This is a genomic window from Noviherbaspirillum humi, from assembly GCF_900188095.1.
In the GTDB taxonomy this organism is placed as follows: domain Bacteria; phylum Pseudomonadota; class Gammaproteobacteria; order Burkholderiales; family Burkholderiaceae_D; genus Noviherbaspirillum; species Noviherbaspirillum humi.
Map to the genome: position 1 here is coordinate 1 of NZ_FZOT01000006.1, position 13,767 is coordinate 13,767.

A 13,767-nucleotide genomic window follows, 5' to 3' on the forward strand; every position below is an offset into this window, starting at 1 on the left:
CCGTCCAACACCACGCCGGTGGTGGTGATGCGCTTCGAAGGCGAGAACCAGCAGGCGCTGGACCGCATCCAGCAGGAGTTCAAGCAAGCCATTCTCGCGCTCAAGCCGGATGCCCAGTTCCCGTTCTGATTCGGGAGCGGGGGACCGGTCGCCCTGGCGGGCGCTGCAGAAGAGGCAATGTTTGATCGGTTTGAAGCGAGGAAAGTATCGCCCCTATGCTAGATCAAGGGCGGCCTCGCGAGTAACGCTTATCGTTGTTCTGGTGCGGCGGCCGGCAAGGCGCCGATCGCTCGAGCCGCTGCCAGCGCAGACCGGCGCGGCAGCGAGCGGACTTGGGAGTCGGGTTGCGGGGCCTTCCAGGCGGAAGGCGGCGAAATTCAGTCTATTGAGGAAGCAGAAAAAACAATGTTCATCGACACAAGGCGCGTAGAAGAGGGCACGGTGGTCGAATCCGCCGTCTGCATCATCGGCGGCGGCGTGGCCGGCATCACGCTGGCAATGGAGCTCGACAAGCAGGGGATAGATGTCTGCCTGCTGGAGAGCGGCGGATTCGCGCCGGACGACGATACCCGGGATCTTTGCCGAGGAGAGGACGTCGGCGAATGGCGCTACAACTTCGCCGACGGCAGCCGCAGCCGCTTCCTCGGCGGCAGCAGCAATTGCTGGGGCGGCTGGTGTCGTCCGCTGGATCCCTGGGACTTCGAGAAGCGGGACTGGATCGATCATAGCGGCTGGCCGTTCGGCCTGGAGGAAATGCTGCCGTACTATGCGCGCACGCATGAGCTGCTGAAGCTGGGTCCGAACAACTTCGATCCGGAGTTTTGGGAGAAATCCATCGGCCGCCCCGATGTGCGCCGCATACCGCTGGTGACCGGCAAGGTGCGCGACACGATTTCCCAGTTCAGTCCGCCGGCCCGCTTCGGCAAGATGTACCGGGAGACGCTGAAGCGATCGCAGCGCATCCGTGTCTTCCTCTACGCCAACGTGGTCAACATCGATTCCGACCGCAGCGCCCGCACCGTCACCCGGGTCCAGGTCGCCACGCTGAGCGGCCGGCGCATGGACGTGAAGGCGCGCACCTTCATCCTCGCCACCGGCGGCATCGAGAATGCGCGGCTGCTGCTGGCGTCGAACAAGGTGCAGAGCGCCGGACTGGGCAACGGCAACGATCTCGTCGGCCGTTTCTTCATGGACCATCCGCGCCTGTTCAGCGGCAGCATCAAGTTCACGCGCGAATGGTCGCGCAACAAGCTGCCCGATGTGAAATATCACTACCAGAATGCGGCGGTGGCGGCGCACGGCACCTGCGTGGCGCACCAGTTCGCGCTGACGCCGGAAGTGATGCAGGAAGAGGGCATCCTCAACGCCCGCGCCTGGTTCTGTTCGGTGTTTCCCGGCGAAGGCAGCGAAGGCGCCCAGGCGCTGTTCCGCTGCAAGCAGGCGCTGTCCCAGAAGGAACAGGCAGGCTGGAGCATGTGGCGCGATGCGCTCACCATGGCCATGCATCCGCTGGACACCATCGGCTACGGCTATACCCGCCTGTTCCAGCCGCGCTGGCTGATCCGCGGCGTGAAGTTCCAGATCATCGTCGAGCCCGAACCGAATCGCGACAGCCGCGTAATGCTGTCGCCTGATCAGAAGGACCAGCTCGGCATGAACCGGGTGCGGGTCGATTGGCGCCTGACATCCAAGGTGCAGCGCACCTTTGACCGTACGCTGGCCATCCTGGCGGACGACATGCGCAAGAGCGGCGTGGCGAGCGTCGAGCTGGACGAACCGATCGAAGGCAAGAAATGGCCGGCGGATCTGGAGGGCACCTGGCACCACATGGGCACCACCCGCATGCACGACTCGCCCAAGGAAGGCGTGGTGGACCGCGATTGCAAGGTGCACGGCATGAGCAACCTGTATATTGCCGGCAGCTCCGTGTTCCCCACCTCGGGCGCCAACTTCCCGACTATCACGCTGGCGGCACTTGCGTTTAGACTGTCGGAGCACGTGACGAAGGAATTGCGCAACGCCACCGCGCCCAGCAATCTGTCGATGCAGGCGGCCTGACCGCCCGCATCGACGGTTGCCGGCGGCGGCGCCGCGCGGCAACCACCGGGCCGGCGCAACGGGTCGGCCCCAGCTTTACATAGATCGGAACAATGATATGGATTCTGCAAAAACCATCCTGGTGACCGGCGCAGCCGGCTACATCGGCTCCCATACCTGCGTCGAGCTGCTTTCCGCCGGCTACAACGTCGTCGCCATCGACAACCTGTGCAACAGCTCGCCCGAGTCGCTGAAGCGGGTGGAGCGCATCACCGGGAAGCCGCTGACTTTCATCGAACTCGACGTGCGCGACCGCGCCGGGCTCGACCAGCTTCTGCGCAGCCACAAGATCGACGCCACCATCCATTTCGCCGGCCTCAAGGCGGTGGGCGAATCGGTCGAGAAGCCGCTGTCCTATTTCGAGAACAACGTCGGCGGCACCGTCACCCTGCTGCAGGCGCTGGGCGACGCGGGGGTGAAGAACTTCCTGTTCAGTTCGTCGGCCACCGTCTACGGCGACCCGGAATCGGTGCCGATCACCGAATCGGCCCGCCTGTCGGTCACCAATCCCTACGGCCGATCCAAGCTGATGGTGGAGGAGGTGCTGAACGATCTGGCCAACTCGGACTCGTCCTGGGCCATCGGCGCACTGCGCTACTTCAATCCGGTCGGCGCGCATTCCAGCGGCCTCATCGGCGAAGATCCGCGCGGCATTCCCAACAACCTCATGCCTTTCGTCGCCCAGGTGGCGGTGGGACGGCGCGAGAAGCTGTCGGTATTCGGCAATGACTACCCGACGCCGGATGGCACCGGCGTGCGCGACTACATTCACGTGGTGGACCTGGCGCTCGGCCATCTGGCGGCGCTGGCGCGCATCTTCCGCACCGGCGACAGCTTCACGCTCAACCTGGGCACTGGCCGCGGCTACAGCGTATTGGAAATGGTGAAGGCCTTCGAGATCGCCAGCGGCCGTCCGGTGCCTTACCAGATCGTCGGCCGGCGTCCGGGCGACATCGCGGTGTGCTACGCCGATCCCGCCAATGCCAGGAATGAACTCGACTGGCAGGCGAAGAAGGGGCTGGCCGAAATGTGCGCCGATCATTGGCGCTGGCAGAGCACCAACCCGGAAGGTTACCGCAGCTAGCAGGCGCCAGCGCCTGCAGGCAGCAAGCAAGACGTACGGCCCGGCGGCGAAGAGCCGGGCTGCGTGGAGGGTCGTGCCCGCGAAAAGGCATGGCTCGAAAATAGGTACTTGATTCCCTACCGGGGGCCTGCCAGTGAACGACTCCATACCCATCCTCCTGTATCACCGCATCGACGAGTCCGGGCTGTCGACGGCGACGCCGCCGGCGGTGTTCCGCCAGCATCTGTCCAAATTGCGCAGCGATGGCTGGACCGCGCTCTCGCTCGACGAGTTCGCCTTCGTCACGACCAGCGGTCGGCCGGCGCCGGAACGCTCCTGCCTCATCACCTTCGATGATGGCTACGAGACGGTGGCCAGCGCCGCGCTCCCCATTCTGGAGGAGTTCGATTTCCGCGCCACGGTGTTCCTTGCCACGCGCTTCCTGCGCGAACCGGGCGGCAACTGGGGATTGACGGAAGATCCCGAGGCCGCCGGCTTCATGACTTGGGATCAAGCGCGGGCGCTGCAGGCAGGCGGCATCATCGATTGCCAGTCGCACTCGCATACCCACAGCAATTTCACTCACAGCTCGCTGACGGAAATCCGCAACGACCTGGGCATGTCCATTGACATGCTGGCCGGCGAACTCAACCTGCCGCGCAGCCACTTTTCCCACTTTGCCTGGCCATGGGGCTTGTCCCGTCCGGAGTGGCGCTCCATCGCCAGCAAATGCGGCTTCCGCTTCCAGTACACCGTTGCCAAGCAGTCCTGGCGTCCCGACTCGCCGCTCGACGAGATTCCCCGCACCTGCTTCGATGCCACCGATTTCGCCGCATTCCAGCGCCAGTTGTGGCTGCAGTCGGGGCAGCTGGCATCGGTGTGGGACTTCGCCTATCCGATGGGGCGCAAGCTGCGGCAGCTCTCCGCCGGACTGCTGGGGCGCTGATCATGGCGGCCAACCTTCCGAGCGCTGCGCCATTGCGGGCATTGCTGCATCGCGCGAGGCGCATCGCCAGTGCCTGCCTGCTCGCCTGGGTCGCCTTGCCCGCGGCCGGCGCCCAGGACGCCGAACGCAGCCTGCTTGCGCTGGAACGCCTGCCGCAGGCCGACGATGCCGGCGACGGCTGGCCGAGCGCGGTGACGCGCTCCCGCCGCGATGCGCCCGCCAGCCTGATCGCCGGTCCCTACGGGCAGCGCGCCGCCGACTACATCCTCACCTTTTCCGAGGAATTCGACCGCAGCCTGGACCGCTCCCGCTGGAACGACCATATCTGGTATGAACGCCCGCATCCGGTCAGGAACTATGCGGTGGAAAACGGCGTGCTGAAGATCTGGCCGGCACGGGATGCGAGCGGCGAATTCGTCAAGCGCACCATCGACACCGACGGCAAGTTCGAGCAGCGCTACGGCTACTTCGAGATGGAGGCCAAGCTGCCGCGCGGGAAGGGCTTGTGGCCCGCCTTCTGGCTGTTTGCCCATCCGGGTGAACGCCGGCCCGAGATCGACATCATGGAAGCCTATCCGGGCGGCGTCGATCCCTGGGGATTTCCGGGAAAGGACGGAGTGCCGCATCCGCGCGCCTACGGCGCGACCACATGGTTCGACAAGGACAGGCCGGCCGGCACGCGCCAGTTCGATACCGGGCTGGACCTCTCGGCCGGCTTCCACAAGTACGCCGTCAAGTGGGAACCCGACCAGCAGACTTACTACTTTGATGGAAAAGAAGTTTTGAAACTTCAGGCGAGCCTCTCCGATCCCATGTACATCCTGCTCGACCTCTGGTACGGCAGTTCCAGCGGCGATCCGGATGCCACCACGCCACTCGGGAAAGGAAACGCATTTGAAATCAATTACGTCCGTGCCTGGAAATTCAAGGGGCGCTGAAAGATGCTGAGAGTCGCGCTTGTCTCGAACGAGCTCCCGCCTTACAGGATTCCCTTTTTCGAAGCGCTCGGCAAAGTCTCGGGCATCGTCTTTCAGGCCATCCTGTGCAGCCAGCGCGAGCCGAACCGTCACTGGGAGTTGCCGCGGCTCGGGTTCGATCATGTGTTCCTGAAGGAGCGCGTCACCGAACGCAACGGCCGCTATATCCACAACAATCCCGACGTGATCGCCGCCCTGCGCCGCTTCCGGCCCGGGGTCATCGTCACCGGCGGCTTCAATCCAACCCATCTGTATGCCTTCGCCTATGCGGCGATGAAGGGCGTGCCGCACGTGCCCTGGACCGACGGCACGCTGGTCTCGGAGCAGCGGCTGCACAAGCTGCACCGGTCCATCCGCAAATTCGTCTATCAGCGGTCGGCGGCCTTCATTGCCTCGAGCGACAGCGGGATCCGCCTGTTCGAGAGCTACGGCATCGCGGAAGATCGCTGCTACAAGTCTTGCCTCTGCGTCGACAATGGCCATTTCGCGCCGCCGCCCGGCGTGAAGAAGCAATACGACTTCCTGTTCTGCGGCCGGATAGAGCCGGTGAAGAACCCGCTGTTTGCGCTCGAGGTGGCGCTGAAGACGGCCCGTCAGCTTGGACGCAGGGTGAGCATGCTCGTCGTCGGCACCGGGGCGCAGGAAGAGGAGCTGCGTCGTGCTGCGGCTGCATGCTCCGACCAGGTGAAGGTGGATTACCAAGGCTTCACCGCTCATGAAAATCTTCCTTCCATCTACCACTCGGCCCGCATTTTCATGCTGCCTTCGCTCTGGGAGCCCTGGGGCGTGGTGGTGAACGAGGCTTGCGCATCGGGGGTTCCGGTCATCGTATCGCCCCATGCCGGCGCGAATGAGCTCGTCGACCAGGGCCGCAATGGCTACATCGAAGCGCTGGACGCCTCGGCCTGGGCCAGGCGCTGCACGCAGCTGCTGTCGAATTCCGATGAGTGGCAGTCGTTCTCTCAGGCGGCGCTGCGGCGCGTGAGCGAGTACAGCTACGCCAATTCGGCCAAGGGTTTCATCGATGCCTGCCATGCCGCGCGGGGCGCGCTCGGCCGGGCCGACATCGCCCCGGTGCGGCCTCCTGCCGGCAGCCAGCCTGTCACCGAACGGGAATAAGGGCGCACCCACCTAGTTTGCGACCGGCCGGCCTGTTTTTCGGCCGGTCCCGGCTTTCGTCCTTGGCGCGGCCGCCGCGCATCTTTTCGATCTTTCTCTGACCAGCCCTTCGCCGTCCTGGTGGATTGGGTCATTCCGTTGGCTTGCCAGCCAAGGGGTCTGGGCGGGCTTGCCAATCTTTCATCCCTTCGCACTTCACCGCACAAGGGTGTGCGCGTCCGACACAAAAAATATTCCAATAGGGAATTCAAACGGATAAATAAATCCTATAAGACACGGAACTAGTTCCTCAAAGAAATGCTCTGACGAAACTCTTTCTTTTGAGAATCGTCAAACTGTTCCTTCCTGGGGGTTTTGTGTCCAAGTTTTCCATAGTCAACCCGCGCTCTTTATCAGCGCTCTCCTGCGCTTGCGCCGCCGTGCTGCTCGCCGCCTGCGGCGGCGGATCCGATCCAGCCAGCCAGCAAGCTAATGCCGCCGCCGTGCAGGAAGACGCATCCAGCGTCCAAGCCGCTACCACCTTCACCAGCGCCACTGCGCCGTCCGTTGCGCCCTACGGTCAGGATGCGGCGCAGTACGAGATGACTTTCCGCGAGGAGTTCAACAGCACCTTCGACGCCAGGATGTGGAACGACCACATGTGGTACGAGACTTCGAATGCGACGAAGAACTATGCGGTCGAAGACAATGTTCTGAAGATTTGGCCGCAGCGTGACGCATCCGGCAACTTCTTCAACCGTACCATCGACACCGACGGCAAATTCCAGCAGACCTACGGCTATTTCGAGATGGAAGCCAAGCTGCCCAAGGGCAAAGGCACCTGGCCGGCATTCTGGCTGTTTGCCCACCCGGACGACCGCCGTCCCACCATCAATGTGATGGAAGCGATGACCGGCGCCACGGGCTGGGGCTTCACCGACAGCACGGGCGTGGTCCATCCCTCATCGTTCGAATCGAAAACCTGGATAGGCGACTATGACGGCCACCTTGCCGGCTCCAAGCGCGTCGATACCGCGCTCGACTTGTCAGCCGCCTATCACAAGTATGCGGTGAAGTGGGAGGCGAACAAGCAGACCTTCTATTTCGACGGCAAGCCGGTCTATACGATCAACGTCAGCATGTCCGATCCGATGTATCTGGTGCTTGACCTGTATTTCGGCGGCGCGAGCGGCACGCCGGATGCGAGCACGCCCACCGGAAAAGCCAATTCGCTGCGGGTGAATTATGTCCGCGCATGGAAATTCAAGGGAACCGCGACGACCACACCGGCCCCGGCTCCTGTACCAGCTCCCGCACCAGTACCGGCTCCCGCTCCGGCACCAGTTCCTGCCCCGGCTCCCGCACCGGCACCGGCACCTGCACCTACACCGGCTCCTGCACCTGCACCTGCACCTGCACCTGCACCTGCACCAGCTCCTGCACCAGCTCCTGCACCAGCTCCTGCACCGGCTCCTGCACCGGCTCCCGCACCGGCGCCTGCGCCAGCTCCCGCACCGGCCGCCAGCCCCACGCCGTTCGGCCAGGATGCCAGCCTGTACAAGCTGACCTTCACCGAAGAGTTCAACAGCTTCAACACCAGCCTGTGGAATGACCATATCTGGTACTCGGGCAGCAACGCCACCAAGAACTACGCCGTGGAGAACGGCGTGCTGAAGATCTGGCCGCAGCGTGATGCATCCGGCAACTTCTTCGACCGCACCATCGACACCGACGGCAAGTACTACCAGACCTACGGCTACTTCGAGATGGAAGCCAAGCTCCCCAAGGGCAAAGGCACCTGGCCGGCATTCTGGCTGTTCAACCACATCGGCGACCGCCGTCCCGAGATGGACATCATGGAAGCCTATGCCGGCGGCAATGGCTGGGGCTACACCGATGGTTCGGGCGTGTCGATTCCCACCACTTATGCGGCCACTGTCTGGAAGGGCGACTACGACGGTCAGCAGGTGGGCTTCAAGATGTACACCGAGGGCACCGACCTGTCGGCCGGATTCCACAAGTACGCGGTGAAGTGGGAGCCGGGCAAGCAGACCTACTACTTCGACGGCAAGCAAGTGCTGGTGGTGAACACGTCGATGACCGACCCGATGTACATCATGCTGGACCTGTGGTTCGGCAGCGCTTCGGGCACGCCGGACAACTCGACCCCGCAGGGCAAGGCCAATTCCTATGAAGTGAATTACGTCCGCGCCTGGCAGTTCAAGTAAGCAGGGAAGGGCACGCGGCCCGCGGGCCGCTGTTGGAGCGTGTTATGACCTCAAACAGGGGTTGCGTTCGAGCGCAAGCACGTTCAGCGCAAGGGCTAAGCAGGGATTTCGAGCGGCATGCCGCTCACCTGCGGAGCTGCACCGGCTTGCAAGCCGGTGTGCGCCCTGCAAGGGCGCGCCGCTCAGGGGCCACGCATGCGTGGCGAAATCCCTGCTTGATGTCATCCACGCTCTAGAGAAGCCTCCGCTCAGGGGGCTTTTTTTATGGGCGCCTGCTGCATGGCAAGCTGGCGCAGGAAGCCGACGACGAAGAGGGTGTTGGTGACCAGGTAACGCTTGAACAGCCGGCGCGGTTCGGAGCCGAGGCGGTACAGCCATTCCAGTCCATTCCGTTGCCACCAGAGGGGAGCTCGCTTGAGAACGCCGGAATGGTAATCGAAGGCCGCGCCCACGCCGATCATCACCGCCTGTATCCGGCCGCGGTGGTCGGCCATCCATTTTTCCTGCTTCGGGCAGCCCAGCCCGACGAAGACCACGTTGGCGCCCGATTCGTTGATCATGCTGACGATGGCTTCGTCCTCTGCATGCGTGAGCGGGCGAAAGGGCGGCGAATACATGCCGGCGATCGCCAGCTTGGGGAAGCGTGACGACAGCGTGCCGCGCAGCTTCTCCAGCGTGCTGTCCACGCTGCCGTAAAAGAATGCCTTCTGCCCTACGCGCTCCGCCGCTTCCAGGTACTTCACCATCAGATCCGGTCCGTTGATGCGCTCCTGGGTGGGATAGCCCAGCCGGCGCATCGCCCACGCGATCGGCGCGCCGTCGGCGGTCGCCATGTCGGCATTGTTCACCGCCAGCTTGAATTCGATGTCCTGCGTGGTCGTGACCACCGAATGCGCATTGCAGATGCAGACATATCGCGATTCGCGCGCCGCGCCCCAGCGCAGGATGGCTTGAATCGCATCATCCCAGCTCAATGCATCGATGAATGCGTCGAGAATGGTCTGTCCCTTACGCAGCATGTGGCTGATTCCTTGTACTCGAAATTGCGTCTTCATAGATTCCCAACAGCATGTCGTAGTTGCGATCCGGCGTGTACCGGGTTTCATATTCGGTTCGAGCGTTGCGTCCCATGCGCCGCATCTCGTCCGGATGCCGGGCTGCCCAGCGCATCTTCGCGGCCAGATCGTCCGGACTGCCCGGATCGAACAGCAGGCCGGTAACGCCGTCGCGCACGATCTCGACCAGGGCCCCGAGGCGGCTGGCGATCACCGGCAGGCCGCTGGCGAAAGCCTCGACGATGGTGCGCGGCGAATTTTCATAGCAGATGCTCGGCAATACCATGAAGCTCGCACCCCGCATCCGCGCCATGATCTCGTCCAGGCTGCGATAGCCGAGATAGCCGTCGCCGAAGGCTGCCTTGGCGAGCGGTTCGAGCGGTCCGCCTCCGATCACCTCGATGCCCTCGAGCCTGGCGCCCTGAACGGCGGCGGCAAGCACGTCCAGGCCTTTTTCGCCGGACAATCGGCCGACATAGAGCCCGCCATGGCGTTCTCCTTCCTCCGGCGCGCCCGCGCTTGCCACGAAGTTGGGCTTGATGCGGATGCGATCCGCCGGCAAGCCGCCTTCCACGTATTTCGCCCGCGCGAATTCGTTCAGCGCGATGTAGCGGGTGATGCGCTGCTGATAGGTGCCGAGCGCGCGGTGAGTGGCCAGCATGCCGGTCACCACCGCCGACTGCACCGCCGACTCCCGATAGCATTTGCGCGTGACGGCGCGCCAGGGCAGCTTGCCGATACAGTCCTCGCAGATCTTTCCGTCGCGCAGAAAGATCGCCTGCGGACAGAGCAGGCGGAAGTTGTGCAGCGTCTGCACCAGCGGAATGCCCATCCTGTCCGCCGCCCAGTACAGCGACGGTGAAATCAGGGGAAAGGTATTGTGCACATGGATGATGTCGGGCCGGAATTCCCGGGCGATGGCAGCCGCATCGCGCTCGGTTTGCGTAGACCAGATGGCGCTCACCGCCGCAGCGGCCGGCGACATCTGCTTGATTGCATCGTTGTGCTGGCGGTACTCGCGCACCTCGTGGCCCCTGGAGCGCAGCAGAGCGATCTCCGCATCGACGACGGTGTCTTCGCCGCCGCGGTGCTGATAAGTGTTATGGGCAACCAGTATCTTCACGTAGCCATGCTCCAGGAACGGGCGTTGATCGACAGGGTCCTGACCGGCATCAGCTCAGTCCCGCCTTGCTCGCCACGATGCGCGCGCGCGCCTTGCGCGGATGGCGGACCGCCTGGGTGGCCGCCGCTACCACGCCGGCCGCGGCATGGTCGAAACTGTAGCCGGATACGATCTCGCGGCTGCGTTCCGAGAACCCTTGCCACAGGTCGTCGTCGGTCAGCAGCTGCACCGCCCGCTCCGACCAGGCGCCGACATCGAGATCGCAGATGAAGCCGTTCTGCTGGTCCAGGATCAGCTCGCCAGCCGTGCCGGCATGCGGAGATACGATGATGGGCAAGCCGGCGGCGCAGGCCTCGTTCGCGACCACGCCCCAGACGTCGGCCAGGGTCGGGAACAGGAAAACCTTCGCCGAGCGGTACAGCCCCGGCAATTCGTCCTGCGACGCGAAGCCATTGAAGTGCGCATCGACCAGGCCGGCATGCTGCTCCGCCGCGCGCCTGACCGCTTCTTCCTGGCTGCCGGATCCGACGAACAGGATGCTCACCCGGCGCTGCAGACGGCGCGCGGCTTCGGCGGCGACATCGAGCGCAAACAAGGGGTTCTTCCCGGGCACGATGCGGCCGCAGAAGATGAAATCGAATGCGCGCGACTCGGGATCGGCTTCGAGGTAGCTCGTGTTGTCGATGCACAGGCAAGACTTGAAGCAGCGCTCCGCTTCGACGCCATAGCTTTGGTAGAGGCGCTCGCCGCCGGCGCTTGCGGCGATGAAGCTGCCGGAGCGCGAATAGATGAAGCGGCGCAGCGTCTTGTGCCAGCGGCTGAGGGCCTGTTCGGACACTTCCGTGCCGTCGGTCATCGGAATATGCTTTACGCCGCTGGCGAGGCAGTAGGCGAAGGCGTAGAGGAAGGTTGGATTGAATCCGGTGGTAACGACCGCATCCGGGCCGAACTTGACCAGGGCGGGAAGCACGTCCGGATTGTTGTGGATGAAATTGTCGCCGCGGGTGACGAACCGCTCCTTGAGAAACAGGTGATTGAAGGTGAGCGGCGGCACCTTCCATTGGCGGTTCGGCTCGCGGCGGCTGCAGAAGATCACCAGCAGCTCGATTCCGGGCGTGGCGGCGATGCGCTCGAAGACCGGGATGCGGAACGGCGGCGGATGGTTGGTGATGATCGCGAGCTTGAGCGCTTGCTTGTTGCCGGTGGCAGGAAGCGGCGGCCGCAGGTCTCTGGGGTCCAGTGACCGGACCTCGATGGCCGTCGCCTTGATTTTCTTTTGCAATAGCATCATGGTTATACGCTTTGTTAGTCTTGCAGCATGGCGCTGCTTCTCCCTGAGCCCCGTTCGCTGCGCGGGGCGTGCCATCGATTACAAGATAGCTGCTGGCCGCCTGCATTCCCTGCGCAAGCTCATGCTTCTCCCGGCGGAGCAGGGCGGCATATCAAGCTCACGCAAGTTTCGCCCGTGCCATGCGCCGGAGGGGCTTGCAGCCATCAGGTGCCGGTACGCCGCCAGCGCAGCATGCCGTCGATCCGCCCGAGCATCACCGCGCATCCGTGCGCCAAATCGGCGCCGAAGGCGCCCTTGAGCAGCGGCCTCAGGATGGGCGACAGCAAACCGCGCAGGATCACCCAGGCCGGCAGCTGATGCTTGACGTAGAGCGCGCCGGTTCCGCGCGCACGGTGGCGCACCGCCAGGCGCGCCTGCGGCGTCGGGTCGGGCTTTTCCGGATTCACGTGGTGGTGCACCTCGGCCAGGGGTTCATAGCAGAACGCGGCGCCGGAGCGCAGCGCGCGCAGCACGAAATCGGTTTCCTCGCCGGCGCCGAAGTACTGGCCCACGCCGAGCCGCGCATCGAAACCGCCTATCGTCTTGAACAGGGCGCGATGGCAGAACAGGGTGATGGAGCTCACGGGCACGTCGCGGAATGCGCTGGCCCGCTTCCACGTCAATCGCGCCGCGGTCAGCGGCTGCTCGTTCTGCTCGACCCAGCGCACCACCACGCCTTCCGGCTGGTCGGCCTGCTCGAAGCGGGCGGCGACCTGTTCCAGCACTTTCGGGTCGTACCAGCAATCGTCATCCGGAAAGCCGATCCAGCGTCCGCGGGCGGCCTCGATCCCGGCATTGCGCGCCGCCGCCAGATTGGGCGGATCGTGCCGAATGTGCCGCACCGAGAGCCCGAGATAGCGGGCCCGTTCCAGGTGCGGCAGCAGCCGGTCGTCGCTGTTCTGGTCGACCACCACCACTTCGAAGTTGGCGAAGCTCTGGGCGGCGAAGGAATCGAACAGGCGGCCGAGTTCGCTGGTACGGCCCACGGTGGCCAGTACGAGGGTGATATCCGGGGTCCTCATGCGGGAACTCCTTGCTGAAGTACGCGGTGGCGGCGTACCAGGTAGTAGGCGTAATGCTTGGCGCGGGCGATCGGGTTCACGCCGAGATGAGACTTGCGTACCCGGAAGTCTTCCTCGAAGGCGGGCAAGCGGTCACGGGTGGAGAGGCTGCCCTGGTGTTCCCGGAAGGCGGCAAGCGGCTCGTCGAGCTGAACCGGGTCGCCCATTTCCGCCAGCCTCAGCCAGAGGTCGTAGTCCATCGCATATTTGAGCGAGGTGCTGAATCCGCCGGCGCGGTTCATCCAGTCGCGCCGCACGAAGGTGGCAGGGTGGGGGATGAAGTTGGCATGCAGCAGCCGGCTATGGCTGTAGCGCGGCGAGATGAAGTTTTCCTTTAGCAGGCTGCCGTCGACATCGCGCAGGATGCGGCCGAACAGCCATCCGCGCTCCTGCGTCTGCAAAGCGTCGGCGACCGTGGAGAGCACGCGCGGATGAATGTAGTAATCGTCCGAGTGGAGGTGGGCGATGACATCGCCGGTGGCGGCGCGTATGCCCTCGTTCATCGCGTTGCTGATGCCGCCGCGAACGTTTTCCAGCAGGCGGTATGGCCGTTCCAGGCGGCGTATGCGTTCCAGGGTGCCGTCGGTGGAGCCGCCGTCGACGAATATGTATTCGACATGCGGGTAATCCTGTTCAAGCACCGATTGAATGGACTGCGCCAGGTAGGGCTCGCTGTTCCAGGTGCAGGTGATGATGGAAAAGGTGAGGGCCTTTCCGGACTTGGCCTTGCCGCCCGGTGCGGGCCGCTGTTCGCGGTGTGTGCTCATGTGTTTCTTTGCTCCCTTGGCT

12 protein-coding genes are annotated in these 13,767 nt (G+C 64.0%); 7 read left to right on the forward strand and 5 right to left on the reverse strand.

Annotated elements, in window-relative coordinates:
- The 7 genes from CHB88_RS24405 to CHB88_RS25595 all read left to right on the forward strand — a co-directional run.
- Positions 1-129 (forward strand): hypothetical protein (locus CHB88_RS24405; protein WP_143131220.1); only part of this gene is annotated, 129 nt, incomplete at its 5' end.
- A 276-nt stretch (positions 130-405) separates the two neighbouring features.
- A complete protein-coding gene (locus tag CHB88_RS11020; RefSeq protein ID WP_089399390.1) occupies positions 406-2,058 on the forward strand; it encodes an FAD-dependent oxidoreductase in 1,653 nt (550 codons plus the stop codon).
- Between the two features lie 97 nt (positions 2,059-2,155).
- Positions 2,156-3,181, forward strand: coding sequence for a UDP-glucose 4-epimerase GalE (galE, locus tag CHB88_RS11025; protein WP_089399391.1), 1,026 nt, complete (start codon positions 2,156-2,158; stop codon positions 3,179-3,181).
- Positions 3,182-3,314: 133 nt separating this feature from the next.
- The gene (locus tag CHB88_RS11030) at positions 3,315-4,106 is read left to right on the forward strand and encodes a polysaccharide deacetylase family protein (RefSeq protein ID WP_176442417.1); all 792 of its coding nucleotides are present in this window, start codon (positions 3,315-3,317) and stop codon (positions 4,104-4,106) included.
- A 2-nt stretch (positions 4,107-4,108) separates the two neighbouring features.
- A complete protein-coding gene (locus tag CHB88_RS11035) occupies positions 4,109-5,044 on the forward strand; it encodes a glycoside hydrolase family 16 protein (RefSeq protein WP_245844914.1) in 936 nt (311 codons plus the stop codon).
- 3 nt (positions 5,045-5,047) lie between these two features.
- Complete coding sequence (locus CHB88_RS11040; RefSeq protein WP_089399393.1) at positions 5,048-6,202, forward strand: glycosyltransferase family 4 protein; 1,155 nt, start codon at positions 5,048-5,050, stop codon at positions 6,200-6,202.
- 356 nt (positions 6,203-6,558) lie between these two features.
- Positions 6,559-8,409 carry a glycoside hydrolase family 16 protein gene (locus tag CHB88_RS25595; RefSeq protein ID WP_245844917.1) on the forward strand — a complete coding sequence of 617 codons (1,851 nt, stop codon included), beginning with the start codon at positions 6,559-6,561 and terminating at the stop codon, positions 8,407-8,409.
- Between the two features lie 248 nt (positions 8,410-8,657).
- On the opposite strand, the gene CHB88_RS11060 is transcribed toward CHB88_RS25595, so the two are convergent.
- The 5 genes from CHB88_RS11060 to CHB88_RS11080 all read right to left on the reverse strand — a co-directional run bounded on the left by CHB88_RS11060 (position 8,658) and on the right by CHB88_RS11080 (position 13,745).
- A complete protein-coding gene (locus CHB88_RS11060; RefSeq protein WP_089399394.1) occupies positions 8,658-9,428 on the reverse strand; it encodes a WecB/TagA/CpsF family glycosyltransferase in 771 nt (256 codons plus the stop codon).
- Positions 9,418-10,587, reverse strand: coding sequence for a glycosyltransferase (locus CHB88_RS11065; RefSeq protein WP_089399395.1), 1,170 nt, complete (start codon positions 10,585-10,587; stop codon positions 9,418-9,420). Before CHB88_RS11065 ends, CHB88_RS11060 begins: the two co-directional genes overlap by 11 nt.
- 49 nt (positions 10,588-10,636) lie before the next feature.
- Positions 10,637-11,878, reverse strand: a complete 1,242-nt coding sequence (locus tag CHB88_RS11070; RefSeq protein ID WP_245844918.1) for a glycosyltransferase — start codon at positions 11,876-11,878, stop codon at positions 10,637-10,639.
- Between the two features lie 203 nt (positions 11,879-12,081).
- On the reverse strand, positions 12,082-12,939 hold the full coding sequence (locus tag CHB88_RS11075; RefSeq protein ID WP_089399396.1) for a glycosyltransferase family 2 protein: 858 nt from the start codon (positions 12,937-12,939) through the stop codon (positions 12,082-12,084).
- Positions 12,936-13,745, reverse strand: coding sequence for a glycosyltransferase family 2 protein (locus CHB88_RS11080; RefSeq protein WP_089399397.1), 810 nt, complete (start codon positions 13,743-13,745; stop codon positions 12,936-12,938). The genes CHB88_RS11075 and CHB88_RS11080 overlap by 4 nt, the downstream gene beginning before the upstream one ends.
- Positions 13,746-13,767: the final 22 nt, after the last annotated feature.

Bases quoted from the DNA above. Each gene is read 5' to 3' on its own strand.
- CHB88_RS11080 (WP_089399397.1), bottom strand. From the start codon at position 13,745: ATGAGCACACACCGCGAACAGCGGCCCGCACCGGGCGGCAAGGCCAAG.
- CHB88_RS11040 (WP_089399393.1), top strand. From the start codon at position 5,048: ATGCTGAGAGTCGCGCTTGTCTCGAACGAGCTCCCGCCTTACAGGATT.
- CHB88_RS11060 (WP_089399394.1), bottom strand. From the start codon at position 9,428: ATGCTGCGTAAGGGACAGACCATTCTCGACGCATTCATCGATGCATTG.
- CHB88_RS11075 (WP_089399396.1), bottom strand. From the start codon at position 12,939: ATGAGGACCCCGGATATCACCCTCGTACTGGCCACCGTGGGCCGTACC.
- CHB88_RS11035 (WP_245844914.1), top strand. From the start codon at position 4,109: ATGGCGGCCAACCTTCCGAGCGCTGCGCCATTGCGGGCATTGCTGCAT.
- CHB88_RS11070 (WP_245844918.1), bottom strand. From the start codon at position 11,878: ATGATGCTATTGCAAAAGAAAATCAAGGCGACGGCCATCGAGGTCCGG.
- CHB88_RS11020 (WP_089399390.1), top strand. From the start codon at position 406: ATGTTCATCGACACAAGGCGCGTAGAAGAGGGCACGGTGGTCGAATCC.
- galE (WP_089399391.1), top strand. From the start codon at position 2,156: ATGGATTCTGCAAAAACCATCCTGGTGACCGGCGCAGCCGGCTACATC.